The sequence below is a fragment of the Rubellimicrobium mesophilum DSM 19309 genome (genome assembly GCF_000600335.2).
GTDB classification, from domain to species: Bacteria; Pseudomonadota; Alphaproteobacteria; order Rhodobacterales; family Rhodobacteraceae; genus Rubellimicrobium; species Rubellimicrobium mesophilum.
Window position 1 is genome coordinate 1 of record NZ_KK088603.1, and the last position, 25,356, is coordinate 25,356.

Consider the following 25,356-nt stretch of genomic DNA (forward strand, 5'->3'; position numbering starts at 1 on the left):
CACCGGCCCCTTGGCCGCCAACGAGACCTGGGCCAGAGCCGACTGCGCCGAGATGGACCAGGTCACGCCCCTGAGCAAGCTCGACCCCGGTCCCCACACGATCGCCGCCGCCGGCCGCACCGATGCCGGCGTCCACGCCTGGGGCCAGGTCGCCCATTGCGACATGGCGCGCGACTGGGACCCCTTCCGCCTCTCCGAGGCCCTGAACCACCACCTCAAGCCGCACCCCGTCGCCATCACCGCCTGCGCCGCCGTCCCCCCCGACTGGCACGCCCGCTTCTCCGCCCTCGAACGCGGCTACTTCTACCGCATCGTCCAGCGCCGCGCCCCGCTCACCCTCTCGGCCCATCAGGCCTGGCGCCTCGGCTGGCCCCTCGACGCCGAAGCCATGGCCCAGGGCGCCGCCCACCTCCTCGGCCGCCACGACTTCACGACCTTCCGCTCCACCATGTGCCAGGCCGACAGCCCCCTCCGCACCCTGGACGAGCTCGCCGTCCGCCGCCACGACGGCCCCGAGGGGCCGGAGATCCACGTCACCGCCCGCGCCCGCAGCTTCCTGCACAACCAGGTCCGCTCCATGGTCGGCAGCCTCGTCGAGGTCGGGCGCGGCGCGTGGACGCCCTCCCGCATGGCCCGGGCCCTCGCCGCCCGCGACCGCGCCGCCTGCGGCCCCGTCGCGCCCCCCGACGGGCTCCACTTCACCCATGTCCGCTACGACCCGGACCCCTTCGGTTCCCGCCCAGCGGAAATTTGACGTGGCCCGTAGGCCACAGCTTAGGCCCTTTCCCCTCGCCCGGAGCTGCGCTTAACCTATCCTCAAGCGCCGCGCCCTCCGCGCTGGCCCCCTCTGCGAGGACCGATGGATCGCCTCTCCCCCCTCCTGCTCGCCGCCCTCCTTCCCCTCGCGGCCCAGGCGCAGGAGGCGACCCTGGCCCTCCCCCCCGGCACCGACGACAGCCTCCGGGACGTGCTCGAAGGCTCCTCCCTCACCCTCTCGCTCGAATCCGAGGGCCTCACGGCGCCCCAGGACTACATCGCCGCCGCCCGCGCCGACTACCGCCGCCTCCTCGCCGGCCTCTACTCCGAGGGCTACTACGGCGGCGTCATCTCCATCCTCGTGGACGGGCAGGAGGCCGCGACCATCCAGCCGCTCGAGGCGCCCGAGTCGATCCGCCAGGTCACCCTGAACGTCACGCCGGGCCCCCGCTTCACCTTCGGCACGACCGCCATCGCCCCCCTCGCCCCCGCGACCGAGCTCCCCCCCGCCTTCGCCCCCGGCGAGGTCGCCCGCTCCCTGGTCGTGGAGGAGGCCGCGACCGCCGCCCTGACCGCGTGGCGCGAGGAAGGGAACGCCAAGGCCCAGGTCGGCTCCGAGCAGATCACCGCCGTCCACCCCGCCTCCCGCCTCGACGTCGCCATCGGCATCGTCCCCGGCCCGGAGCTCACCTTCGGCGACGTCACCGTCAGCGGCAACGAGCGCGTCCGCACCCGGCGCATCCTCCGCATCGCCGGCATCCCGACGGGGCGCGTCTTCTCCCCCGAGGATCTCGACCGCGCCGCCACCCGCCTGCGCCGCACCGGCGCCTTCGACAGCGTGGCCGTCGTGGAATCCGACGCCATCGGCCCGAACGACACCCTCCCCATCGAGCTGCAGGTGGTCGAATCCCTCCCCCGCCGCATCGGCTTCGGGGCCGAGATCAGCTCGCTCGACGGCCTCTCGGCCAACGCCTTCTGGCTCCACCGCAACCTCCTGGGCGGCGCCGAGCGCCTGCGCATCGAGGGCGAGGTCTCCGACATCGGCAGCGACGCCATCGGCACCGCGAGCGGCGGCACCGACTACGCGCTCGGCGCGACCTTCTCCCGCCCCGCCACCTTCAGCCCCGACAACGACCTCACGGTCAGCGCCGAGATCTCGCAGGAGGACCAGGAGGACTACTTCCTCCAGCAGCTCACCTTCGACGTCGGCATCACCCGCTACGCGACCGACACGCTGACGCTGTCCTTCGCGCTGGGCTACCTTGCCGCCCACGAGGAGACGGACCTCGCCACGCGCGACTACACGTTGCTGACCGCGCCTCTCACCGCCACCTGGGACCGCCGCGACGACCCGCGCGACACCCGCTCCGGCTTCTACATCGACGCCGAGGCCACGCCCTTCCTGACCCTGACCGGCGACACCGGCAACGGCGCCCGCCTTTACGCCGACGCCCGCTACTACCGCAGCTTCGGCAGCCGCTTCACGCTGGCCGCGCGGGGCCAGCTCGGCAGCGTCTTCGGCGCCGACCGAGGGGACGTGCCGCAGGACTACCTCTTCTTCGCCGGCGGCAGCGACACCGTGCGCGGCGTGCCCTTCCAGTCCGTCGGCGTCGACCTCCCCGACCCCGAGACCCCCGGCGAGACCGTGACGCTCGGGGGCGCCTCCCTCGCCGGGCTCCAGCTCGAAGGCCGGCTCGGCATCACCGACAACATCGGCGCCGTCGCCTTCGCCGACGCGGCCTTCGTGGGCGAGGACTCCTTCTCCTCGGACGGCGACTGGGCGGCGGGCGTCGGCATCGGCGCCCGCTACAACACCTTCGTCGGGCCCATCCGGCTCGACATCGCCACCCCGGCCACCGGCGACGACGCCTTCGGCCAGGTGCAGGTCTACATCGGCATAGGTCAGGCGTTTTGAGATTCCTCCCTCTCCTCGCGCTCTGCGCGTTGCCCCTCCCCGCGCTGGCCCAGGACACGCAGGAGGAGGACCGCGGCTTCCTCCAGGGCCTCATCGAGGACGCCCTCTCCTCCACCGCCCGCACCGTCCGCATCGAGGGCTTCGAGGGCGCGCTCAGCTCCCGTGCCACCGTGGACCGCCTCACCATCGCCGACAGCGAGGGCGTCTGGCTGGAGGCCACCGCCCTCGCGCTCGACTGGAACCGCTCCGCCCTCCTGCGCGGCCGCATCGAGGTCGAGGAGCTCTCGGCCGGCGCCATCGACGTGATCCGCCCGCCCGTCCCCGACCCCCAGGCGCCCTCGCCCGAGGCCACGCCCTTCTCCCTCCCCGACCTCCCCGTCTCCGTGAACATCGGCCAGCTCGACGCCGAGCGCATCGTGCTGGGCGAGGCGCTGCTCGGCCAGGAGCTCGCCCTGACGCTCAACGGCTCGGTGAACCTCGAGGGCGGCGAGGGGCAGGCCAACCTCGACGCGCAGATCGTTGAGGGGAGCGAGGGCAGCCTCGCCCTCGACGCCAGCTACTCGAACGAGACGCGCGTCCTCGCCGTCAACCTCGACCTGCAGGAGGCCCAAGGCGGCCTCGCCGCCCGCGCGCTCAGCCTTCCGGGCCTCCCCTCCGTCGCCCTCCACGTCGAGGGCACCGGCCCCATCGACGACTACGGCGCCCGGATCAGCCTCGCCACCGACGGGGAGCAGAGGATCGCGGGCGACGTGGCGCTCCAGACCACCGCGACCCGGAACGGCGAGGTCACCTCCCGCGCCTTCGGCCTCGACGTGCGGGGCGACGTGACGGCCCTCCTCGCCCCCGACGCGGGCCGCTTCTTCGGCGACGACGTGGTGCTTCGGACCAAGGGCATCCGGCGCGAGGACGGCTCGCTCGTGCTCACCTCGCTCGACCTGCGCGGCCAGGCCATCACGCTGGACGGAAGCGCCGAGATCACGCCCGAGGGCTGGCCCGCCCGCATCGACCTCACCGGCGAGATCGGGACAGAGGGCGGCCCCGCCGTCCCCCTCCCCGGCGCGGGCGACACGACCGTGAGCCACGTCAATCTCGACATCGGCTACGACCGTTCCCAGGGCGAGGGCTGGACCGGCACCTTCGCCATCGACGGCCTCGCCCGCCCGGGCCTGAGCATCGACGCCCTGACCCTCGATGGCGGCGGCACCATCGTCTCGGCCACCGCGACCGCGCCGGGCCAGTTCACCGCCGACCTCGACTACACGACGCAGGGCCTCGCCTTCGCCGACGGCTCCTTGGGCGAGGCCCTCGGCGCCGACCTCTCGGGCAACATCGACCTCGCCCGCCCCTCGGACGGCGGGCCGCTCCGCATCCGCAGCCTCACCCTCTCGGGCCCGGGGCTGGAGGCGCAGGCCGAGGGCACCGTCGCCGGCCCCAACGAGAGCTTCCTCACCCAAAGCTCCATCACCTTCACCGCCGACGACCTCGCCCGCTTCGCCGAGCTCACCGGCCTCGACCTCGGCGGTTCCGCCAACGCGACCGTGGTCTCTTCCATCCGCCCCCTCGACGGCATCTTCGAGCTGGCGCTCCAGGGCACGACCGACGACCTCGCCCTCGGCATCGCCCAACTTGATCCCCTCCTCGCCGGCTCGGGCGCCGTCACGCTGAACGCCGCCCGCGACACGGCGGGCCTCCGGATCGGCAACCTCGACCTCTCGACCGACGCCATCAAGGCCAACGCCACCGCCAATATCACCAGCGGCGCGAGCGAGGCCCGGTTCGACCTCGACCTCACCGACCTCGGCCTCGCCTTCCCCGAGCTCTCGGGCCCCGGCTCCGTCACCGGCAGCTTCAACCGAGAGGCCGACGGCGCCGCCACCCTCGACGCCGACGCCACCCTCCCCGGCGCGAGCGTCACGCTCGACGCGACCCAGGCCGCCTCCACGCTCGATGCCGAGGGCGACCGGACCCCCGGCCCCGTCACCTTCGACGCCCGCGCCCGGGCCGAGGACCTCGCCCGCTACCAGTCCCTCCTCGCCACCTTCGCCCCGAACCTCCCCGTCACCCCCTCGGGCGGCGTGGACCTCACCTTCTCCGGCACGACCGAGCCCGACTTCGACACCTTCGACGTGACCGTCCAAGCCGAGACGCAGGACCTGCGCGTAGGCATCGACCGCCTCGACGCCCTCCTCGCGGGCGCGGGCACCCTCTCCGGCCGCCTCAACCGCACCGGCCTCGACGCCCTCACCATCGACGACCTCCGCGTCTCCACCGACCTCCTCACCGGCACCGTCACCGCCGACCTGACCGAGGACGGCGGCACCGCCCAGCTCGACCTGTCGCTGGCGGACGTGGAGCCCGTCCTCGGCGGGATCGAAGGCCCCGGACGCGTCGCGGGCACCGCCACGCGCACGGCGGACGGCGGCTTCGACCTCAACCTCGACGCCACCCTTCCCACAGGCACCGCCTCCATCGACGGCACCCTCGCCCCGCCCGAGCAGGGCTTCGCCTTCACCGGCGAGGTGAACGCCGACTTCGACGACATCGCGCCCCTCGGTGCGCTCGCCGGACGGGACCTCTCAGGTGCCGTGCAGGCCGACGTGAACGGCACGATCCGCCCTGACCTGTCGCTGTTCGACCTCACCTTCGACGCCACGACCGAGGACCTCGCGCTGGGCATCGCGCCCCTCGACGCGCTTCTCGCCGGCCCGGGCACCCATTCCGGCCGCGTCGCCCGCACCGGCCCCGACTCCTTCACCGTCGAGGATCTCCGCATCGACACGCCCCTCCTCGACGGCACCGTCACCGCCGCCATCGAGAACGGCACCGGCACCGCCGACCTGGACCTGTCGCTCGCCGACGTGGCCCCCGTCCTCGGGGGCCTCTCGGGCCCCGGTCGCCTCACGGGGACCGCCGAGCAGGCCCAGGACGGCACCGTCGCCCTCGACCTCCGGGCCACGCTGCCCACCGGCACCGCGACCGTCCAAGGCAACCTCGCGCCCGAGCAGGGCTACCAGTTCACCGGCGACCTCGCCGCCGACTTCTCGGACATCGCCCCTCTCGGCGCCCTCGCCGGCCGCGACCTCGGCGGCGCCGTCCAAGCCACTGCCAATGGCACGATCCGCCCAGACCTCTCGGTCCTCGATCTAACCTTCGACGCCACCACCCGCGACCTCCGCACTGGGATTCCCCAACTCGACCCCCTCCTCGCCGGGCAGGGCACCCACTCCGGCCAGGTGGAGCGCAGCCCCGACGGCGGCCTCGCCCTCGCCGTCACCACCCGGACCCCTTTCCTGAACGGCAACGTCTCCGGCACATTCATGGAGGACTCCGGGCAGGGCAGCTTCGACCTCAACCTCCCCGACATCTCCGTCGTCGCCCCCGGCCTCGCGGGCCCGGCGAGCGCGACCGGCACCGCCACCCGCGCCGCCGACGGCACCATCGCCGTCCAGGCCCAAGCCACCGCCCCCGGCACGACCGCCACCATCGACGCCAGCGTCGCCCCGCCCGAGCAGGGCTACGAGATCACCGGCACCGCCCGGATCGCCGCCGCGAACCTCGCGCCCTTCTCCACCCTCGCGGGCCGACCGCTCTCCGGGGCCATCGACGCCACCGTCACCGGCAGCGCCCTGCCCTCCCTCGCGCGCTTCGACCTGACCGTGGACGCGACCACCCAGAGCCTCGGCCTCGGCATCCCGACCCTCGACACCCTCCTCGCCGGGAGCGGCACCGTCTCCGCCCGCGTCCTCAAGGACGAGAACGGCCCGATCCGCGCCGAGCGCCTGAGCGCGACCTTCCCGAACATCACCGTCACCGCCCAGGGCGACCCCTCCGGCGTCGCCTTCGACGCCCGCCTCGCCGACCTCGGGCTCTTCGTGCCCGACTTCCCGGGCCCCGTCACCGCCACCGGCACGGCCGCCTTCAACGGCGCGACCAGCGTGAACGCGAGCGTCACCGGACCCGGCGGCCTCACCGCGCAGGTGACCGGCACCATCGGCGCCACCCCCGACCTCCGCTTCACCGGCACCGCTCCCCTCGCCATCGCCAACGCCTTCCTGGAGCCTCGCCGCCTCGAAGGCCCCGCGAGCTTCGACCTCCGCCTCGCCGGGACCACGCTCGATGCCCTGTCCGGCACCGTCAGCGTGCAGGACGCCCGCGTCTCGGACCCGAGCCTCGGCGAGGCCCTGACCGACATCGACGGCACCGCGACCCTCGCCGGCGGCACGGCCACCGTGGCCCTCACGGGCGGCCTCGCCTCCGGCGGACGCCTCGCCGTCACCGGCCCCGTCGGCCTCGCCCCGCCGTTCCAGGCGGACCTCTCCATCACCGGGACCGGCCTCGTGATCCGCGACCCCTCGCTCTACGAGGCGCGCGGCAACGGCCAGCTTTCCGTCACCGGCCCGCTCGCCGGCGGCGCCCTCATCGCCGGGGCCGTCAACCTCGACACCGTCGAGCTGCGCGTCCCCTCCTCCGGCGTGGGCGCCCTGGGCGACGTGCCCGCCGTCTTCCACATCGAGCCCTCGGTCCCCGTCCGGCAGACCCTCGCCCGCGCCAACCTCACCACCGAGGGCACGCCCGCGACCGGGGGCGATTCGAACGGCGCGACCACCGGCCAGGGCTTCGCCCTCGACATCCTGCTGAACGCCCCCGCCCGGGTCTTCATCCGGGGCCGCGGCCTCGACGCCGAGCTCGGCGGCCAGCTCCGCCTCACCGGGACCACGCGGCAGATCATCCCCATCGGGCAGTTCTCGCTGCTGCGCGGGCGCCTCTCCATCCTCGGGCAGCGCTTCGACCTGACCGAGGGGCAGGCCACCATCCAGGGCGACTTCAACCCCTACATCCGCCTCGTCGCGCAGACGACCGCCCGCACCGGCACCGCCATCTCCATCATCGTCGAGGGCCCCCTCTCCTCGCCCGAGGTCACCTTCCAGTCCACCCCGGAGCTGCCGCAGGACGAGGTCCTGGCCCAGCTCCTCTTCGGCGTGGACATCGAGTCGATCTCGCCGCTCCAGGCCGTCCGCCTCGCCTCGGCCGTGGCGACGCTGGCGGGCGAGGGGACGGGCGTCCTCGACGACATCCGGGGGCAGGCGGGCCTCGCCGACTTCGACGTGACGACCACCGAGAGCGGCGACATCGCGCTCCGCCTCGGCCAGTACATCAGCGAGAACGTCTACACCGACGTCGTCGTCTCCCCTCAGGAGACAGAGGCCACGATCAACCTCGACCTCACCCCGGACTTCACCGTCCGCGCGGGGGTGAGCACGGAAGGCGAGACGACGCTCGGCATCTACTTCGAGAGGGACTACTGAGGCGCGGCGTCAGGCCTGCGCCTCGCTCTCCACGATGACGGCCCCCGCATCCGCCACCATCGGCGTGGGCTCCTGCCAGTAATGGCAGGTCGCCACGTGCCCCGGCCCCACGTCGTAGGGCGGCGGGGGCACCTCGGCGCAGCGCGGCTTTGCCTTGGGGCAGCGCGTCCGGAACACGCAGCCCGAGGGAGGGCTGAGCGGCGAGGGAAGGTCCCCCTCCAGCACCGGCCGGGGTCGCGCCTTCTCCAGCGCCGGGTCCGGGATCGGCACCGAGGAGATCAGGAACTGCGTGTAGGGGTGCTTGGGCTGCTCCACCACCTGCCGCGCCTCGGCCATCTCCATGAGCCGCCCGAGATACATCACCAGGATGCGGTCCGAGATGTGCCGCACCACCGACAGGTCGTGCGCGATGAAGATCATGGCGATCCCCAGCTCGCGCCGCAGCTCGCGCAGGAGGTTCACCACCTGCGCCTGCACGCTGACGTCCAGCGCCGAGACCGGCTCGTCGCAGATGAGGAGCTTGGGCCGCAGGATCAGCGCCCGGGCGATCCCGATCCGCTGGCACTGCCCACCCGAGAACTCGTGCGGGTAGCGGTTCTGGAGATTCGGCAGCAGCCCCACCCGCTCCATCAGCTCCGAGACCCGCGTCCTCGCCTCGGCGCGCGAGGTCTGCGGGAAATGGGTCCGCAGCGGCTCGGCGATGATGTCGCCCACCGTCATGCGCGGGTTCAGCGCCGCCAGCGGGTCCTGGAAGATCATCTGGATGTCACGCCGCCGCGCGCGCCTCTCCTCCGGCGAGAGCCGCCCCAGGTCCTGCCCGTCGAAGCGGATGCGCCCCGTCGACGGCACCGTCCCCACGATGGCGCGGGCGAGCGTCGACTTGCCCGACCCGGACTCGCCCACCACCCCCAGCACCTCGCCGGGGCGCAGGTCGAAGGAGATGCCGCCGACCGCATGGAGCTTGCGCGGCGGCGTCCAGGGCCAGGCGCCGCGCAGCGGCACGTCGAAGGTCACGCGCAGGTCGTCCACCTGCAGGATCGGGGCGCCCGCCACCCGGGCGGCGGACCGGTCGATCACGGACGCGTCGGTCATTGCGCGGCCTCCTTGCGGGCCAGGATCTCCTCGACGGGCACGTGGCAGGCCCGGCGGCGCCCGTCGGGCAGCGTCACCAGCGGCGGACGGATCGTCTCGTTCTCGGGCCGCGCGAAGGCGCAGCGCGGGAAGAAGGGGCAGCCGGGCGGCAGCCGGCTCATGTCCGGCGGCTCCCCGGCGATGGTGAGCAGCGCCTCGTCCTCCCGGTCGATGCGCGGCACGGCCGACAGGAGCCCCAGCGTGTAGGGATGCGTGGGCGTGGCGAAGATCGCCTCCGTCCGCCCTTCCTCCATGATCTGCCCGCCGTACATCACCAGCGTCCGTTCGCAGAACCCCGCCACCACGCCCAGGTCGTGGGTGATGAGGATCACGGCGGTCCCCAGGTCCTTCCGGATCTCCCCCAGGAGCCGCATGATCTGCGCCTGCACCGTCACGTCCAGCGCGGTCGTCGGCTCGTCCGCGATCAGGAGCTTCGGGCGGCACAGCAGCGCCATGGCGATCATGATCCGCTGGCGCATCCCCCCGGAGAACTCGTGCGGGTACATCCCGATCCGCGCCCGCGCGTCCGGGATGCGCACGGCGTCCAGCATCCGCGCCGCCTCCTCGACCGCCTGGCGCTTGCCCATGCCCTTGTGGAGCATCAGCACCTCGGCCATCTGGTCCGAGACGCGCATGTAGGGATTGAGGCTCGTCATCGGGTCCTGGAAGATCATGGCGATCTCCTGCGACCGGATGCCGTTGAGCTCCCTCTGCGGCAGCTCCAGCAGGTTTCGCCCCCGGTAGCGCACCGTGCCGGTCGCGCTGCCGTTTCGGGCCAGGAGCCCCATCGCCGCATAGGCCGTCTGCGACTTGCCCGAGCCGGACTCGCCCACGATGGCCAGCGTCTCGCCCTCGTCCAGCGCGAAGGACACGCCGTTGACGGCGTTCACCTGCCCGTCGCCGGTGCGGAAGGTCACGCGGAGGTCCTCGACCTCGAGAAGAGGTGCGGATGTCGTCACGTCGCCCATCTCAGCGGTCCTTCGGATCGAGCGCGTCGCGCAGCCCGTCGCCCACGAAGTAGAAGGCGAAGAGCGTGGCGACGAAGAAGCCGAGCGGGAACCAGAGCTGCCAGGCCGCCTCCCCCCCGCTCAGGATCTGCCGGGCCCCCTGCGAGATCAGGGCGCCGAGCGAGGTGTTGGGCTCCTGGACGCCCAGGCCCAGGAAGCTGATGAAGCTCTCGTAGATGATCATGTCGGGGATCAGGAGCGTGGCGTAGACGATGACCACGCCCAGGAGGTTCGGCACGACGTGCCGCAGGATGATGGCGGAGCGCTTCACGCCGGTGGCGATGGCGGCCTCCACGAACTCCTTGTTCTTGATCGACAGCGTCTGCCCCCGCGCGATCCGCGCCATGCCGAGCCAAGAGGTGAGCCCGATGCCGATGAACAGCATCAGCAGCGACCGTCCGAACATCACCAGCATCAGGATCAGCACGAACATGAACGGGATCGACAGCAGGATGTCCACGATCCGCATCATGACGCCGTCCGTGCGCCCGCCGATGTAGCCCGAGATCGCGCCGTAGAGCGTCCCCACGAGCACCGCCACGAGGCTTCCCACGAGGCCGATCATCAGCGACAGCCGCGTGCCCTGCACGGTGCGCGCGTAGAGGTCGCGGCCCGAATCGTCTACGCCGAAGTAGTGCCCGGTGGCGAGCGAGGGCCCGCCGTTCCGGGCGTTCACGCCCATCAGCGTGAAGTCCACCGTCTCTCGGTCGTACCGGGCGACCAGCCCGCCGAAGAAGGCGAAGAGCGCGATGAGGACCAGGACGACGAGGGCGACGACCGCCGCCTTGTTGCGGAAGAACCGCCGCCGCGCGTCGGTCCAGAGCGAGCGGCCCTTGTCGGGCCGGGCCGGAGCCGCCAGGGGCGTCGCGGTGGGATCGGTGACCGCCATGGGATCCTCCCTAGTAGCGGATCTTGGGGTCGATCCAGGCGTAGAGGATGTCGACCAGGAGGTTGAAGAGGATGGTCAGCACGCCCACGAGGATCGTCACGCCCATGATGACGGCGTAATCGCGGTTCAGCGCGGAGTTGACGAAGTACTGCCCGATGCCGCCCGTGGAGAAGTAGATGTCGATCACCACCGAGCCGGTGATCATCCCCACGAAGGCCGGCCCGAGGTAGCTCAGCACGGGGAGCATCGCGGGCTTCATGGCGTGGCGCCAGATGATCCGGCTCATGGGCAGGCCCTTGGCCCGCGCGGTGCGGATGAAGCCCGAGCCCAGCACCTCCAGCATCGAGGACCGCATGATCCGCGCGATCGAGGCCACGTAGGTGGTCGCCAGCGCGATCACCGGCATGACCACGACCTCCCAGCCGCCGTTGCTCCAGCCGCCCGCGGGCAGCCAGCCCAGCCAGATGGTGAAGACGAGCACGAGGATCGGCGACAGCACGAAGTTCGGCAGCACCGAGGCGCCGATGGCCGATCCCACCGCGAGGTAGTCGAGCCAGGTGTTGTGCCGGATCGCCGCGACGGTGCCGATGGCCACGCCCAGCACGGTCGAGACCGCGAAGGCCCAGGAGCCGTAGGTCAGCGTCACCGGGAAGCCCTGCGCGATCAGCCCCGACACCGTCTGGTCGCGGTACTTGAACGAGGGGCCGAAGTCGAAGTGCAGGACGATGTTCTTCACGTAGTTGAAGATCTGGACCACGTAGGGCTGGTCGAGCCCGTAGCGCGCCTCGATGTTGGCGAGCACCGCCGCCGGCAGGGGCTTGTCGGAGTTGAAGGGCCCGCCGGGCGCGGCGAACATCAGCATGAAGGAGAGGACGATCAGGATCAGGATCGTCGGGATGGCGACCAGCAGGCGGCGCAGGATGTAGGTGATCATGGCGGGGTCCTCGGAGGCGGGAGCGCGTCGATGCGAGGAAGCCCGCCCCCCTAGGGGAGGGCGGGCTTCGACGTCATCAGGCGCGGATCACTGCTCCGCGACCTGGTACATGTCCTTGGCGTACCAGTACTGCTGCGCATTCTCCATCGGCCAGCCCCGGACCGTGCCGTCGAGGAGGAAGTTCGACGAGTAGAAGTAGACGGGGAGGATCGGGACGTCGCGCGCGATCATCTGCTCGGCCTGCTGATAGCTGGGCAGCGGGTCCTCGGCCGTCAGCGCCGTCTCGAGCAGCGCGTCGTATTCGGGGTTGAGGTACTGGGAGTCGTTGGCGTCCGAGTCCGACGTCATGATGTCGAGGAAGGTCGAGGCCTCGTTGTAGTCGGCGCACCAGGCGGCGCGGCCGATGTCGAAGGCCCCCTCCTTGCGGGCGTCGAGGAAGGTCTGCCACTCCTGGTTGGCCAGCGTCGTGTCGATCCCCAGCGTCTGCTTCCACATCTGGCTGACCGCGATGGCGATCTGCTGGTGGCTTTCCGAGGTATTGAACAGGATCTCGAGCGTCAGCGGCTCGCCGCCCTCGCCGTAGCCCGCCTCGGCCATGAGCTCCTTGGCCCGGGCGTTGCGCTCCTCCTGGGTCATGGCGGCGGCGGGCACCTCGGGCACCTCCCATCCGGCGGTGGCCCAGTGGGTCAGCGTGTAGGCGGGCTTCTGGCCGCCGGCGAGGATGGCGTTGATGATGACGTCGCGGTCGATGGCGAGGTTCAGCGCCTCGCGCACCTTCGGGTCGAGCAGCGCCGGGTTGGCGTCCTCGCGCAGGTTGACGTGGTAGTAGTAGGTGCAGAGGTTCGGCACCGCGACCGCCTCGTCGCCCAGCTCCTCCTTGAGGGTCGGGAACTGCCCCGCGGGCACCACGGCGGTCTTGTCGATCTCGCCGTCGCGCCAGCGGGTCACGGCCTGCTGCTCGTCCTTGATGACGTAGGCGTTGATCGTCTCGATGACGGTGTTGGCGTTGTCCCAGTAGTTGGGGTTCCGCACCATGGTGATGCGCTCCTGCGGCACGCGCTCGGACAGCGTGTAGGCGCCGTTCGACACCATGTTGCCGGGCTGCGTCCACTCGGTCCCGAACTGCTCCACGACCTTCTGCGGCACCGGGAAGAGGTTCGCGTTGGCGGTCATCTGCGGGAAGAAGGGCGCGGGCCGCTCCAGCGTCACCACCAGGGTCTGCGGATCGGTGGCCGCGACGCCGAGCTGGTCGGGCGCGACCTCGCCCGCGACGATCTTGTCGGCGTTGGCCACGCCGCCCAGCCCCATGAACCACGCGTAGTTGGAGGCGGTCGCGGGATCGACGACGCGCCGCCAGGCGAAGACGTAGTCCTCCGCCGTCACCGGCTCGCCGTTCGACCACTTGGATTCCGGCCGCAGGTGGAAGGTATAGGTGAGCCCGTCCTCGGACACGTCGTAGGAGGTCGCCCCGGCGGGCACCACGTTGCCCAGCGGGTCCTGGTTCAGCAGCCCTTCGAAGAGCTGCCGCGCCACGTCGTTGTCGTCCACCACCTCGATCAAGGCGGGATCGAGCGTCACGAACTCGTCGATGACGTTGTACGAGAAGGTCTGCTGATCGGGCGGGGCGAGCGTGTCGCCGGCGGCGGGCGTGGCGGCCTGCAGCGATCCGGCGGCGGCGAGGGCGATGAGCGAGGCGGCTCCGAGCATCCTGAGGGTCATCTGGATCTCCCTTTGTTGGTGGCGGGGGCCCCGGGCCTCCCGCGGAACAGGAACGTCCGCCCCGGGGAGGGCGCGGACCTGCCGAATCCCTTGGAAGCTAGCGTCGGGAAGGCAAGAAAAAAGCCGCGCGCCCAGCTTGTGACCTCGCGTCCCGGCCCCGGGGAACGGCCGCGCCGGACCCTCGCGCGCCACGCCGCGCCGCTGGAACGCGGGCGTGCCAGGACCTACATCGGACCGATGGACCATTCGCTCGAAACCCGCCCCGGCCTGCCCGACGCCCTGCGCGTCCTCCTCCGCGACTACCCGCGCGAGGGCTGGGAGCAGGACCCGAGCTTCCACGGCCTCGTCTCCTTCTGGCTGGGGATGCATCTCCATTTCCGCGATGCCCTCGGGCTCATGCGCGGCGACGCCGAGGCGCTCCTCGACCGCAGGCTCGACCCGGCCTCCTGGGCCCCGCGCCTCGCCCGCACGGGCGGCGGCTTCGTCCAGCACCTGCATGGCCACCACGGGATCGAGGACGACCACTACTTCCCGCTCCTCTCGGCCCGCGACGCCCGCCTCGCGCGAGGCTTCGACATCCTCGACGCGGACCACCACGCCCTCGACGGCCACCTCGACGCCTTCGTGCGGGACGCCAACGCCGCCCTCAGCGCACTTAAGGACGAGGACGCGCTCCGCACCGGGGCGGGCCGCCTCCACGAGGGGCTGCTGCGCCTCGACCGCTTCCTCGACCGGCACCTGACCGACGAGGAGGAGCTGATCGTGCCCGTGATCCTGCGCGACGGCGAGGCCGGGCTGCGCTGAAACCGGCCTGCAGCGGCTCTCCCCGGGCCCGGCTCACACCCCACGGTATACGAATTCGTGAAAACCTGTTACCCTGTCGTGGTCGGCCGAACGATCGAACCCTGACCGCAACTCCCTGCACGAGGAGTCTGCTCATGCTTGATCTCACCCGCCGCGACCTTGTCCTGAAAGGCAGCGCCGCCATCGCGGCCTATGCCCTTCTGCAGGCCTCCCGGGCCGGGGCCTTCCCCAGCCGCTCCGGCGAGACCGTCGTCCCCTGGTCCGACCAGCCGCCGGCCCTGGACGACCCCACCGTCGTCACCCAGCTCACCTGGGAGGACCTCGACTCCTGGATCACGCCCAACGACAAGTTCTTCGGCGTGACCCACCTCGAATGGCCCAAGGTCGACGCCGCCACCTGGACGCTCCAGGTCGACGGCCTGGTCGAGCGGCCCCTCAGCCTCACGCTCGACGACCTCAAGGCGCGGCCCCGCACCGAGGTCGCCTTCACGCTCGAATGCTCGGGCAACCACGGCTTCCCGAACTTCACCGGCGGCATCGGCAACGCCCTTTGGGCCGGCACGCCGCTCGCGCCGATCCTCAAGGAGGCCGGCGTCCTCGCCGAGGGCATCGAGGTCGTGTTCTGGGGCAACGACAAGGGCACCATCGAGCTGCACGACGCCATCCGCGACGTCAGCATGACGCAGAACTTCGCCCGCTCCATGTCGCTGACGGATGCCATGGGCGCCGCCAACATCCTCGCCACCGAGATGAACGGCGAGCCCCTGCCCGACGTCCATGGCTTCCCCGCCCGCCTCATCGCGCCGGGCTGGTACGGCATCGCCAACGTGAAGTGGCTCAAGCGGATCGAGGTGCGCGACCGCCGCTTCGTGAACCAGTTCATGGGCCGCGACTACGTCACCATCCGGGAGGAGAGCCACGACGGCGAGACCGTCTGGACCGAGACCTCGGTCGGCCGCGCGAACCTCAAGTCGGCCCGGCCCGGGTGACCAAGGCCGAGGACGCCTACCGCGTCGTTGGCGCCGCCTGGGGCGCCCCCATCGACAAGGTCGAGGTCCAGATCGATGACGGGCCCTGGCAGGAGGCCACCATCGACCGCACCGACGAGTCCCCCTACGCCTGGCGGATCTGGTCCTGGGACTGGCCGAACCCCTCGCCCGGCGAGCACACGGTCACCTCGCGCGCCACCGACACCGCCGGCCACGTCCAGCCCGCCATGGACGACCCCTGGATCACGGGCAAGCACACCTACTGGGAGAGCAACGGCCAGGTGACGCGGCACATCACCATCGGATGACCCGGCGGCCCCGGCCGTCGCTCTGTCTCATTCCGGTTGCGCCGCGCCCGCGTCCGGAGTGAATCGGGACGACCGCAACCGGGGCCGCCGCCATGATCGACAAGCTCGAGATGTTCATCGCCCTCGCGCAGGCGCGCCACTTCGGCCGCGCCGCCGAGGCCGTGGGCGTGGCCCAGCCCACCCTCTCCGCCGCCATCCGGCAACTGGAGGAATCCTTGGGCGTCATGCTGGTCCGGCGCGGGTCGCGCTACGGCGGCCTCACGCCCGAGGGGGAGCGCGTCCTGCAATGGGCGCGCCGCATCGTCTCGGACGCCCGAACCATGCGCGAGGAGATCCGCATCGGCTCCAAGGGCCTCTCCGGCACCCTTCGCCTCGCGGTGATCCCCACGGCGCTCGCCGTCGCCTCGCGCCTCACCGCTTCCTTCGCGCAGTCGCACCCCGACGTGCGCCTGACGATCCTCTCGGCCACCTCCATCTCCATCCTCGAGGACCTCGACGGCCTGAGGATCGACGTGGGCATCAGCTACCTCGACAACGAGCCGCTGGGCACCAAGACCACCCTCCCCCTCTACGAGGAGCGCTACACGCTGATCCTGCGCGAGGACCACCCCCTCGCCTCCCGCGACCGCATCGCCTGGGGCGAGCTCCGGGGCGTGCCGCTCTGCCTCCTCACCCCCGACATGCAGAACCGCCGCATCATCGGCGGCCTCCTCGGGCAGGCGGGCGTCCCGGTCGCGCCGCGCGTGGAGACGAACTCCACCATCGTCCTCGTGACCCATGTCCTCGCCGACAACTGGGCCACGATCCTGCCCCGCAGCGCCGCCGAGTTCTTCCTGAGCCACGGCCCCCTCCGGGCCATCCCGCTGGCCGAGCCCGACGCCGGCCACCTCGTCGGCCTGATCGTCCCCGCGCGCGAGCCGCAGATGCCGCTGGTGGCCGCGCTCCTCAGCGAGGCGAGACGATTTTCCTCTAGGGAAAATTCTGATAGGTGAATCCTATCATCCCACGGAAGGTCGATCTTGATTCCCGGTGCAATCCGCGCGAGACGGCGGACAGCCAGACCGGAGCCCCTATGCTCGATACAGCCGACTTCGCCGCGCGCCTGCGCGAGATCATCGATGCCCATCTCGGGCTCGAAGGACCCCTCCTCCCCATCCTGCACGCCGTGCAGCACGAATGGGGCCACATCCCCGAGCCCGCGATCCCGCAGATCGCGGCTGCCCTGAACCTCGGCCGGGCCGAGGTGCACGGGGTCGTCTCCTTCTATCACGATTTCCGGCGCGAGCCCGCGGGCAAGCTGGTCCTCAAGCTTTGCGCCGCCGAGGCCTGCCAGGCCCAGGGCGGCCGCGACCTCGCCCGCGACGTGCTCAAGGGCCTCGGCCTCACCGACTTCGGCACCACGCCGGACGGCAAGGTCACGGTCGAGCGGACCTTCTGCCTCGGCCTCTGCGCCTGCGGCCCCTCCGCCATGGTCGGCGACCGCCCCGTCGCCGCAGCCAAAGCCGAAGACATCTGCCGGGAGGCGCTCGCATGAAGGTCTACGTCCCCCGCGACGCCGCCGCCCGGGGCCTCGGCTCCGACGCCGTCGCCCAAGCCGTCCAGCGCGAGGCCGAGAAGCGCGGCCTCCCCCTGGAGCTCGTCCGCAACGGCACGCGCGGCATGGTCTGGCTGGAGCCCCTGGTCGAGATCGAGACCCAGTCCGGCCGCACCGCCTTCGGCCCCATGACGCCCGAGGACGTGCCCGCCCTCTTCGAGGACATCACCAGGCACCCCAAGGCCCTCGGCCCCGTCGAGGAGATGCCCTGGTTCGCCCGCCAGACCCGCCTGACCTTCGCCCGCGTCGGCCTGATCGACCCCCTGTCGCTCCAGGACTACGAGGCCCATGGCGGCCTCGCCGGACTGCGCCGCGCGCTCGCCATGAGCGGGCAGGCCATCGTGGACGAGGTCAAGCTCTCCGGCCTGCGCGGCCGTGGCGGCGCGGGCTTCCCCACCGGCATCAAGTGGGACACCGTCCGCCTCGCCCCCGCGCCGCAGAAATACATCGTCTGCAACGCCGACGAGGGCGACTCCGGCACCTTCGCCGACCGGATGCTGATGGAGGGCGACCCCTTCACCCTCATCGAGGGCATGGCCATCGCCGGCCTCGCCGTCGGCGCGACCAGGGGCTACGTCTACACCCGCTCCGAATACCCCGACGCCGTCGCCCAGATGACCGAGGCCATCCGCATCGCCCGCGCGGCCGGCGTCCTCGGCCCCTCCCTCCTCGGCCAGGGCCCCGCCTTCGACATGGAGGTCCGCACCGGCGCCGGCGCCTATGTCTGCGGCGAGGAGACCTCGCTCCTCAACTCGCTGGAGGGCAAGCGCGGCGTCGTCCGCGCCAAGCCGCCGCTCCCGGCCATCGAGGGGCTCTTCGGCCGCCCGACCGTGGTCAACAACGTCATCTCGCTGGCCTCGGTCCCCTGGATCATGGCCAACGGCGCCCAGGCCTACAAGGACTTCGGCCTCGGCCGCTCGCGCGGGACGATCCCCCTCCAGATCGCCGGCAACGTCAAGCAGGGCGGCCTCTTCGAGGCGGCCTTCGGCCTGACGCTCGGCGAGATCGTCAACGACATCGGCGGCGGCACCCGCTCGGGCCGCCCGGTCAAGGCGGTGCAGGTCGGCGGCCCGCTCGGCGCCTACTTCCCGGTCGGGAAGTTCGACACCCCCTTCGGCTACGAGGAGTTCGACGGCCAGGGCGGCCTCATCGGCCACGCCGGCGTCGTGATCTTCGACGACTCGGTGGACATGCTCCAGCAGGCCCGCTTCGCCATGGAGTTCTGCGCCGTCGAGTCCTGCGGCAAGTGCACCCCCTGCCGCATCGGCGCCGTGCGCGGCGTCGAGACGGTGGACCGCATCGCCCAGGGCGACCCCACCGCCATGCCGCTCCTCGTCGACCTCTGCGAGACGATGCGCGATGGATCGCTATGCGCCCTCGGAGGGTTCACCCCATATCCGGTGATGAGTGCGCTCACGCACTTCCCGGACGACTTCGCGACCGCCAGGGAGGCCGCCGAATGACCGAGACGGTGAAAGGCCCCGCCTCCTACTTCCCCTCCATCGAGGCGAAGTACGGCCATCCCGTCGCCCACTGGCTCGAACAGATCGACCGCCAGACCGGCATGACCCCATATGCAGATCGTGAACTGGCTCAAGGCCGAGCACGGGCTCGGCCACGGCCACGCCAACGCGCTCGTTGCCCACGCTCTCGCCGCTCGGAAGGACGCCTGACCCATGAAGGACTTCATCATCCCCGGCCTCGACGGCGCCCCCCTCTTCTCCGACCGCGACTACGGCACCCCCGCGCGCCGGTCGCAGACCATGGTGACGCTCACCATCGACGGCCAGTCCGTGACCGTGCCGGAGGGGACCTCCGTCATGCGCGCCGCCAACACCGCCGGCGTCACGGTGCCCAAGCTCTGCGCCACCGACTCGATGGAGGCCTGGGGCTCCTGCCGCCTCTGCCTCGTGGAGATCGAGGGCCGTCGCGGCACCCCCGCCTCCTGCACCACCCCGGTCGCCGAGGGCATGGTCGTCCACACCCAGACCGACAAGATCCGCCGGCTCCGCCAGGGGGTGATGGAGCTCTACGTCTCCGACTTCCCCGAACAGACGATCCTGGGCGCCGCCAACCGCGACAACAAGCTCCAGGAGATGGCCGCCGCCGTGGGCCTCAAGCAGGTCCGCTACGCCGCGCCCGAGGGCACGAAGCTCGCCAACCATGTCGAGGCGGCGGACGCCGAGGGCAACGCCAACCCCCGCTGGCTCGCCCAGGACGTCTCCAACCCCTACTTCGCCTACGACCCGGCGCAGTGCATCGTCTGCAACCTCTGCGTCCGCGCCTGCGACGACGTCCAGGGCACCTTCGCCCTGACCATCGAGGGGCGCGGCTTCGAGAGCCGGATGTCCCCCGGCATGGCCGGCGACGACTACCTGAGCTCCGACTGCGTCTCCTGCGGCGCCTGCGTGCAGGTCTGCCCGACCGGCGCCCTGCTGGAGAAGTCGGTGATCGAGCTCGGCACCCCCTCGCATTCCATCGTCACCACCTGCGCCTATTGCGGCGTCGGCTGCCAGTTCGAGGCCGAGATGCAGGGCGAGACGGTCGTCCGCATGACCCCCTGGAAGCACGGCAAGGCCAACCACGGCCATAGCTGCGTCAAGGGCCGCTTCGCCTGGGGCTACACGACCCACAAGGACCGCATCCTCAACCCGATGATCCGGGAGTCGATCACCGACCCCTGGCGCGAGGTGTCGTGGGACGAGGCCATCACCTACGCCGCGACCCGCCTGCGCGACCTCCAGGGCCGCCACGGCACCAAGGCCATCGGCGGCATCACCTCCTCGCGCTGCACCAACGAGGAGACCTACCTCGTCCAGAAGATGATCCGCGCGGTCTTCGGCAACAACAACACCGACACCTGCGCCCGCGTCTGCCACTCGCCGACCGGCTACGGCCTCGGCCGCGCCTTCGGCACCTCGGCCGGCACGCAGGACTTCGACTCCGTGGAGCACACGGACGTCGTCATCGTCATGGGCGCCAACCCGACCGACGCCCACCCGGTCTTCGCGAGCCGCCTCAAGCAGCGCCTCCGCAAGGGCGCCAAGCTCATCGTCATCGACCCGCGCCGCATCGACCTGGTGCGCAGCCCGCACATCAAGGCCGCGCATCATCTGGCCCTCAAGCCCGGCACCAACGTCGCGGTCGTCACCTCGCTCGCCCATGTCGTCGTGACCGAGGGCCTCTTCGACGAGGCCTTCATCCGCGAGCGCTGCGACTGGGACGAGTTCCAGCACTACGCCGAGTTCGTCGCCGACCCGCGCCACTCGCCCGAGGCGACCGAGGCCCTAACCGGCGTCCCGGCGGCCGAGCTCCGCGCCGCCGCGCGCCTCTTCGCCACGGGCGGCAACGGCTCGATCTACTACGGGCTGGGCGTGACCGAGCACTCCCAGGGCTCGACCACCGTCATGGGCATCGCCAACCTCGCCATGCTGACGGGGAACATCGGGCGCCCCGGCGTGGGCGTGAACCCGCTGCGCGGCCAGAACAACGTGCAAGGTAGCTGCGACATGGGCAGCTTCCCGCACGAGCTCCCGGGCTACCGCCACGTCTCGCAGGACGCGACCCGCGACGTCTTCGAGAAGCTCTGGGGCACCGTCCTCGACAAGGAACCCGGCCTCCGCATCAACAACATGCTCGACGCGGCGGTCGAGGGCACCTTCCGGGGCCTCTACGTCCAGGGCGAGGACATCCTCCAGTCCGACCCCGACACCCGCCACGTCGCGGCGGGCCTCGCCGCCATGGACTGCGTGATCGTCCAGGACCTCTTCCTGAACGAGACGGCGAACTACGCCCACGTCTTCCTGCCCGGCTCCACCTTCCTCGAGAAGGACGGCACCTTCACCAACGCGGAACGCCGCATCAACCGCGTCCGCAAGGTGATGACGCCCAAGAACGGCTACGCCGACTGGGAGGTGACGCAGCTCCTCGCCAACGCCATGGGCGCGGGCTGGACCTACACCCACCCGGCGCAGGTCATGGACGAGATCGCCGCCACCACGCCGACCTTCGCCGGGGTCTCCTTCGACCTGATCGACGAGAAGGGCTCCGTCCAGTGGCCCTGCAACGAGCTGCACCCCGAAGGCACGCCGATCATGCACGTGGACGGCTTCGTCCGGGGCAAGGGCCGGTTCATCGTCACCGAATACGTGGCGACGGACGAAAAGACGGGCCCCCGCTTCCCGCTCCTCCTCACCACGGGGCGCATCCTCAGCCAGTACAACGTCGGCGCCCAGACCCGTCGCACCTCGAACATGGTCTGGCACGACCAGGACGTGCTGGAGATCCACCCCCACGACGCCGAGGTGCGGGGGATCAAGGACGGCGACCGGGTCCGCCTCGCCTCCCGCTCGGGCGAGACGTCCTTGCGCGCCTTCGTCACCGACCGCGTCTCGCCGGCGGGTGGTCTACACCACCTTCCACCATCCGGACACGCAGGCCAACGTCGTCACCACCGACTTCTCGGACTGGGCGACCAACTGCCCGGAATACAAGGTGACGGCGGTGCAGGTGCACCTCTCCAACGGCCCGACCGACTGGCAGGAGGTCTACACCAGCCAGGCCGCGCAATCTCGTCGCATCGCGACGGCCGCGGAGTGACGTGCCCTTGAGCTTCGGCATCGTCCCGGCCCCGACGCCCACCGCGCGTGTTCGCGCGGTGGCGCCGGGCGGCCTCGACGTCTCCCGGGTCCTGCCCGAGGAGACGCCGGTGGCCCTCGTCTACAACGGGGGCACGCAGGCGGTGATGATGGCCACCCCGGCCGACATCGAGGACTTCGCCTGGGGCTTCACCATCACCGAGGGCATCGCCCCCACGACGCCCTGCCCGAGGTCGAGGTCATCGCCCACGACACCCCCACCGGCCCCGCCATCGAGGCCCGGATGTGGGTGGACGCCCGGACCGAGGCCATGCTCGCCTCCCGCCGCCGCGCCAACCTCGGCCCGGTGGGCTGCGGCCTCTGCGGCATCGACAGTCTGCAGGAGGCGCTCCGCCCCCTCCCCACCCTGCCCGAGGCGCATATCGGCCTCACCATCGCCGACGTGAAGTTCGCCCTGGGCGAGCTTCGCGACTGGCAGCCCCTCCACGACGAGACCCGCGCCGTCCATGCCGCGGGCTTCTGGCGCCCCGGCGACGGTATCCTGCTGGCGCGCGAGGACGTGGGCCGCCACAACGCGCTCGACAAGCTCATCGGGGCGCTCGCCCGCGAGGGGCTCGACCCCGCCCTGGGCGCCATCGCCCTCACCTCGCGCATCTCGGTCGAGATGGTCCAGAAGACCGTCATGGCCGGCTGCCCGATCCTGCTCGCCGTCTCCGCCCCCACGGCCCGCGCCGTGCGGATCGCGGAGGCCGCGAACCTCACCCTCGCCTCCACCTCGCGCGGGGACGTGCACGTCTTCACCCACCCGCGCCGCATCCTCACACGCCGTCGAGAAGGTCCCCGCTTTGGCCGCCCCCAACAACATCGCTAAGCTCGTCACCATGGCGAACCAGATCGCCACCTTCTTCGCCACCCAGCCCGGCACCACCCAGGCCGCCGAGGTCGCCGGCCACCTCAAGGCCTTCTGGGAGCCGCGGATGCTCCAGGCGCTCTACGCCCATGTCGACGCCGGCGGCGAGGGCCTCTCGCCCCTGGTGCTGAAGGCGGTGGAGCGTCTGCGCCAACCGGTCGCGTAACTCGTAGGGCGGGCTTCAGCCCGCCACGCACCGGCGGCGACGGGAGCCCGCCCTACGGGCTCTCCCTCCGCGTCCGCTCATCGCCCGGCCCATGCAGCGCCTCCATCGCCGCGCCAAGCACCGGCGCGGCCAGCGGCCAGGCCCGGTCCGCCACCGCCTCCGAGGCCCAGCCCACCAGTGCCCCGCCGCCACGTCGAGCGGATGATGCGCGCCCCGTGGCACCTGCACGCCCCCCGCCACCGCCGCCAGCGCCCAGAGCGCCGGCCGCGCCTCCGGCACCACGCGCCCGACCGCCCGCGCCACGGCCACCGCGTTCGCCGTGTGCCCGGAGGGGAAGGAGTTCCACGGCGCCTCGTTCGGCCCCCAGAGCCCGGTCTCGTAGCGCCCCTGGTCCCAAAGGACATTGGGCCGCGTCCGCACCACGCTGGCCTTGACCGCCGCCTTGACGGCCGTCGCCACCGCCAGCGCGACCAGCATCCGCCCGCCCGCCTCCGCCGCCCGGGGGCTCCCGATCGCCAGTCCCGCGCCCAGCACGGCCGAGGCCAGCGTGAACATCGGCGGCTGGTCCGCCCCCTTGGCCATGGCGCCCGCCGCGCGCACCACGGAATCGTGCCGGTGCTCGCCCGCCTTGGCCGCCGCCGCGACGTCGGCCCGCTCGATCTCATTCAGAAGGGAAGTCTCGGCCATGCCTCCCGAACGCGAAACGGGCGGCGCCGGTTGCGCCGCCCGTCCAGACGTTCAGTCCAGAGGCGTCAGAGCGCCTGGTCCGCCACCCAGGCCGACCAGTCCCGGCGCGAGCCCGCGAAGGTGTTCAGGTCCACCTGGCCCGCGACGCCGGGCACGAGGCCCGTCCCCGAATACTGCCAGAAGGTCCATTCCTCGCCCGGGTAGCGCTCCGAGGGATGCGCCGCCACCGACCTCAGCCAGGGCTGCGCCCCGTGCAGCCGCCAGAGCTGGTTGTGCTGCCAGAAGTCCGGCGTCGTGTAGACGATGGGCTGCTGGTCGTAGTGCCGCCCGACGATGTTGAGGAAGGTCTGCACCTCGCTCAGCACCGTCTCCGAATCCGGCCGGTAGGGGCAGGTCCGGCTCCCCGCGTTCCATTCGAGGTCGAGCACCGGCGGCAGCGCCCCCCGCTCCTTGGGCACGTTGGCGATGAACCAGTTCGCCTGCTCCTCGGCCGAGCGGCAGAAGTAGTAGAAGTGGTAGGCCCCGTGCGGCACGCCCGCCAGCGTCGCCCCGTACCAGTGGCTCGAGAAGGAGGAATCGGCGTGGTCCGCCCCCTCCGTCGCCTTGATGAAGGCGAAGCTCACGCCATAGGCCCGGGCGGTCGGCCAGTCGATGTTGCCCTGGTAGCGCGACACGTCGATGCCGTGGACGGGATAGGCCTGGGGCGCGTGCCCCTTCCATTCGACCGGGTCCGCGTCGCCGAACATCGGCGCCGCCGCCGTGATGGCCGACGAGGAGATCGCGGCCGAGGTGCTCGTGGCCGAGCGGTGATAGGAGTGAGACCCCCCGCCACATCCTGCCAAGGCCGCAAGTGCCGCCAGCGCGAATCCCACCGCTGCGCGGTTCCAAGTCCGCTTCATCATCTGCCCTCTGCCCGGCTCTGGGCCGATTCCCGTGCCCGATTTTGCCCGCCACTCTCGCCGCTGTGAGCGGATTCGCGCAAGACGTGATCGCAGGCCGCCCAGAGCTTTGTGCCGCCGGGCCTCCGGCGCGAGCCGCCCATCGACACCCGCAGGCGCCCTGGCCGTAGCCCCCAGGCTGCCTGTCCGGCCCCACTCCGTCGGGCCCGCGCCCATCCTTGCAAGGCCCGGACCCGGCGCGCCGGCCTCGAACGGCGCAGGATCGGGCCTCCGCGCCCATTCGGCCGAATCGGCCCCTCGCCCCTCCGGGGCCCAAGGCGCGAATCAGCCCTGTGGCTTTCCCGCCACGCGCAAGCCGTTGCTTGGCAAGGGGGCAACGAACGGTGCGTTTACCGTTGGTTAACTTTCATCGGGCAACCTGATTCGCATCCGGAGCGCCGTCCCGCGACGCCTCCCCCCGGCCCGTCCACGACCTCAGAGCAGGAGGACGCTTGCGCCGGCAGGAGGCCTCAGCGGACAGCGCTCCCCCGGACGGGGCTTCGGACGGCCGGTCCTGCTCCGGGCTCATCACGACCGTCCATGCCCGGGACCGGTTCCCCCGGGCGAGAGCTCTTTGAGGGGCGGGATGAGAGTGACACCTCCGGAGGGAGTCCGGCACGCTCATCCGGCAAGGCATCGCGCCCCACTGGGAGAGGACCAGGCGAGTCCTCGCAAAGACCCAGCCGCCGCGCGTCGAACACGCGC

The 25,356-nt window shown here is 71.6% G+C and carries 19 protein-coding genes and 1 pseudogene; 13 read left to right on the plus strand and 7 right to left on the minus strand.

The annotated features are described in order from the left end of the window. The 3 genes from RUMESO_RS18260 to RUMESO_RS27960 form a co-directional block, all read left to right on the plus strand. Positions 1–754 (plus strand): tRNA pseudouridine synthase A (locus tag RUMESO_RS18260; protein WP_051521477.1); only part of this gene is annotated, 754 nt, incomplete at its 5' end. A gap of 105 nt (positions 755–859) precedes the next feature. After that, complete coding sequence (locus RUMESO_RS18265) at positions 860–2,671, plus strand: autotransporter assembly complex protein TamA (RefSeq protein ID WP_037282151.1); 1,812 nt, start codon at positions 860–862, stop codon at positions 2,669–2,671. Then, entirely contained in the window at positions 2,668–7,977 is a 5,310-nt protein-coding gene (locus tag RUMESO_RS27960; protein ID WP_156363016.1) for a translocation/assembly module TamB domain-containing protein, read from the plus strand. Before RUMESO_RS18265 ends, RUMESO_RS27960 begins: the two co-directional genes overlap by 4 nt. 9 nt (positions 7,978–7,986) lie before the next feature. Here the strand turns inward: RUMESO_RS27960 and RUMESO_RS18275 are convergent, their stop codons facing one another. The 5 genes from RUMESO_RS18275 to RUMESO_RS18295 all read right to left on the minus strand — a co-directional run bounded on the left by RUMESO_RS18275 (position 7,987) and on the right by RUMESO_RS18295 (position 13,657). Then, positions 7,987–9,069, minus strand: coding sequence for an ABC transporter ATP-binding protein (locus RUMESO_RS18275; RefSeq protein ID WP_051521479.1), 1,083 nt, complete (start codon positions 9,067–9,069; stop codon positions 7,987–7,989). Next, positions 9,066–10,076 (minus strand): oligopeptide/dipeptide ABC transporter ATP-binding protein, encoded by a 1,011-nt coding sequence (locus RUMESO_RS18280; protein WP_037282154.1) that lies wholly within the window; start codon positions 10,074–10,076, stop codon positions 9,066–9,068. The genes RUMESO_RS18275 and RUMESO_RS18280 overlap by 4 nt, the downstream gene beginning before the upstream one ends. 1 nt (position 10,077) lies before the next feature. Next, positions 10,078–11,004: an ABC transporter permease subunit gene (locus RUMESO_RS18285; RefSeq protein ID WP_037282157.1), complete on the minus strand. Its 927-nt coding sequence runs from the start codon at positions 11,002–11,004 to the stop codon at positions 10,078–10,080. 10 nt (positions 11,005–11,014) lie between these two features. Beyond that, complete coding sequence (gene oppB, locus RUMESO_RS18290; RefSeq protein WP_037282159.1) at positions 11,015–11,938, minus strand: oligopeptide ABC transporter permease OppB; 924 nt, start codon at positions 11,936–11,938, stop codon at positions 11,015–11,017. Between the two features lie 87 nt (positions 11,939–12,025). Then, complete coding sequence (locus tag RUMESO_RS18295; RefSeq protein ID WP_037282161.1) at positions 12,026–13,657, minus strand: peptide ABC transporter substrate-binding protein; 1,632 nt, start codon at positions 13,655–13,657, stop codon at positions 12,026–12,028. 237 nt (positions 13,658–13,894) lie between these two features. Here RUMESO_RS18295 and RUMESO_RS18300 point away from each other — a divergent pair, with 237 nt between their 5' ends. From RUMESO_RS18300 to RUMESO_RS18340, 10 genes and pseudogenes are all read left to right on the plus strand, one after another. Beyond that, on the plus strand, positions 13,895–14,461 hold the full coding sequence (locus RUMESO_RS18300) for a hemerythrin domain-containing protein (RefSeq protein ID WP_037282163.1): 567 nt from the start codon (positions 13,895–13,897) through the stop codon (positions 14,459–14,461). A gap of 134 nt (positions 14,462–14,595) precedes the next feature. Beyond that, positions 14,596–15,450, plus strand: a complete 855-nt coding sequence (locus tag RUMESO_RS18305; protein WP_211262927.1) for a molybdopterin-dependent oxidoreductase — start codon at positions 14,596–14,598, stop codon at positions 15,448–15,450. Further along, positions 15,447–15,758 carry a molybdopterin-binding protein gene (locus RUMESO_RS26520; protein WP_211262928.1) on the plus strand — a complete coding sequence of 104 codons (312 nt, stop codon included), beginning with the start codon at positions 15,447–15,449 and terminating at the stop codon, positions 15,756–15,758. Before RUMESO_RS18305 ends, RUMESO_RS26520 begins: the two co-directional genes overlap by 4 nt. Positions 15,759–15,850: 92 nt before the next feature. Then, positions 15,851–16,750 (plus strand): LysR family transcriptional regulator, encoded by a 900-nt coding sequence (locus RUMESO_RS18310; protein WP_037282164.1) that lies wholly within the window; start codon positions 15,851–15,853, stop codon positions 16,748–16,750. 80 nt (positions 16,751–16,830) lie between these two features. Then, on the plus strand, positions 16,831–17,292 hold the full coding sequence (locus RUMESO_RS18315; RefSeq protein ID WP_037282167.1) for an NAD(P)H-dependent oxidoreductase subunit E: 462 nt from the start codon (positions 16,831–16,833) through the stop codon (positions 17,290–17,292). After that, positions 17,289–18,815 carry a formate dehydrogenase beta subunit gene (locus RUMESO_RS18320; protein WP_037282168.1) on the plus strand — a complete coding sequence of 509 codons (1,527 nt, stop codon included), beginning with the start codon at positions 17,289–17,291 and terminating at the stop codon, positions 18,813–18,815. The genes RUMESO_RS18315 and RUMESO_RS18320 overlap by 4 nt, the downstream gene beginning before the upstream one ends. 111 nt (positions 18,816–18,926) lie before the next feature. Then, positions 18,927–19,025 (plus strand): DUF4287 domain-containing protein, encoded by a 99-nt coding sequence (locus RUMESO_RS28640; RefSeq protein ID WP_245639330.1) that lies wholly within the window; start codon positions 18,927–18,929, stop codon positions 19,023–19,025. 3 nt (positions 19,026–19,028) lie between these two features. Then, positions 19,029–21,951, plus strand: a pseudogene (fdhF, locus tag RUMESO_RS18330) (formate dehydrogenase subunit alpha). 282 nt (positions 21,952–22,233) lie between these two features. Next, the gene (locus RUMESO_RS26525) at positions 22,234–22,821 is read left to right on the plus strand and encodes a formate dehydrogenase accessory sulfurtransferase FdhD (RefSeq protein ID WP_342670802.1); all 588 of its coding nucleotides are present in this window, start codon (positions 22,234–22,236) and stop codon (positions 22,819–22,821) included. After that, positions 22,796–23,026, plus strand: a complete 231-nt coding sequence (locus RUMESO_RS18340; RefSeq protein WP_037282170.1) for a formate dehydrogenase subunit delta — start codon at positions 22,796–22,798, stop codon at positions 23,024–23,026. Before RUMESO_RS26525 ends, RUMESO_RS18340 begins: the two co-directional genes overlap by 26 nt. A gap of 15 nt (positions 23,027–23,041) precedes the next feature. On the opposite strand, the gene RUMESO_RS18345 is transcribed toward RUMESO_RS18340, so the two are convergent. Together RUMESO_RS18345 and RUMESO_RS18350 are read right to left on the minus strand one after the other, a co-directional pair. Further along, a complete protein-coding gene (locus tag RUMESO_RS18345) occupies positions 23,042–23,713 on the minus strand; it encodes a phosphatase PAP2 family protein (RefSeq protein ID WP_051521480.1) in 672 nt (223 codons plus the stop codon). A 65-nt stretch (positions 23,714–23,778) separates the two neighbouring features. Beyond that, a complete protein-coding gene (locus tag RUMESO_RS18350; protein WP_245639331.1) occupies positions 23,779–24,615 on the minus strand; it encodes a glycoside hydrolase family 25 protein in 837 nt (278 codons plus the stop codon). Positions 24,616–25,356: the final 741 nt, after the last annotated feature.

Excerpts from the sequence above, each read along its gene's own strand:
- oppB (WP_037282159.1), bottom strand. The coding sequence starts at position 11,938 with ATGATCACCTACATCCTGCGCCGCCTGCTGGTCGCCATCCCGACGATC.
- RUMESO_RS18265 (WP_037282151.1), top strand. The coding sequence starts at position 860 with ATGGATCGCCTCTCCCCCCTCCTGCTCGCCGCCCTCCTTCCCCTCGCG.
- RUMESO_RS18345 (WP_051521480.1), bottom strand. The coding sequence starts at position 23,713 with ATGGCCGAGACTTCCCTTCTGAATGAGATCGAGCGGGCCGACGTCGCG.
- RUMESO_RS18305 (WP_211262927.1), top strand. The coding sequence starts at position 14,596 with ATGCTTGATCTCACCCGCCGCGACCTTGTCCTGAAAGGCAGCGCCGCC.
- RUMESO_RS18320 (WP_037282168.1), top strand. The coding sequence starts at position 17,289 with ATGAAGGTCTACGTCCCCCGCGACGCCGCCGCCCGGGGCCTCGGCTCC.
- RUMESO_RS18275 (WP_051521479.1), bottom strand. The coding sequence starts at position 9,069 with ATGACCGACGCGTCCGTGATCGACCGGTCCGCCGCCCGGGTGGCGGGC.
- RUMESO_RS18295 (WP_037282161.1), bottom strand. The coding sequence starts at position 13,657 with ATGACCCTCAGGATGCTCGGAGCCGCCTCGCTCATCGCCCTCGCCGCC.
- RUMESO_RS18310 (WP_037282164.1), top strand. The coding sequence starts at position 15,851 with ATGATCGACAAGCTCGAGATGTTCATCGCCCTCGCGCAGGCGCGCCAC.
- RUMESO_RS18280 (WP_037282154.1), bottom strand. The coding sequence starts at position 10,076 with ATGGGCGACGTGACGACATCCGCACCTCTTCTCGAGGTCGAGGACCTC.
- RUMESO_RS28640 (WP_245639330.1), top strand. The coding sequence starts at position 18,927 with ATGCAGATCGTGAACTGGCTCAAGGCCGAGCACGGGCTCGGCCACGGC.
- RUMESO_RS18300 (WP_037282163.1), top strand. The coding sequence starts at position 13,895 with ATGGACCATTCGCTCGAAACCCGCCCCGGCCTGCCCGACGCCCTGCGC.
- RUMESO_RS26525 (WP_342670802.1), top strand. The coding sequence starts at position 22,234 with ATGTGGGTGGACGCCCGGACCGAGGCCATGCTCGCCTCCCGCCGCCGC.
- RUMESO_RS18315 (WP_037282167.1), top strand. The coding sequence starts at position 16,831 with ATGCTCGATACAGCCGACTTCGCCGCGCGCCTGCGCGAGATCATCGAT.
- RUMESO_RS18350 (WP_245639331.1), bottom strand. The coding sequence starts at position 24,615 with ATGATGAAGCGGACTTGGAACCGCGCAGCGGTGGGATTCGCGCTGGCG.
- RUMESO_RS18285 (WP_037282157.1), bottom strand. The coding sequence starts at position 11,004 with ATGGCGGTCACCGATCCCACCGCGACGCCCCTGGCGGCTCCGGCCCGG.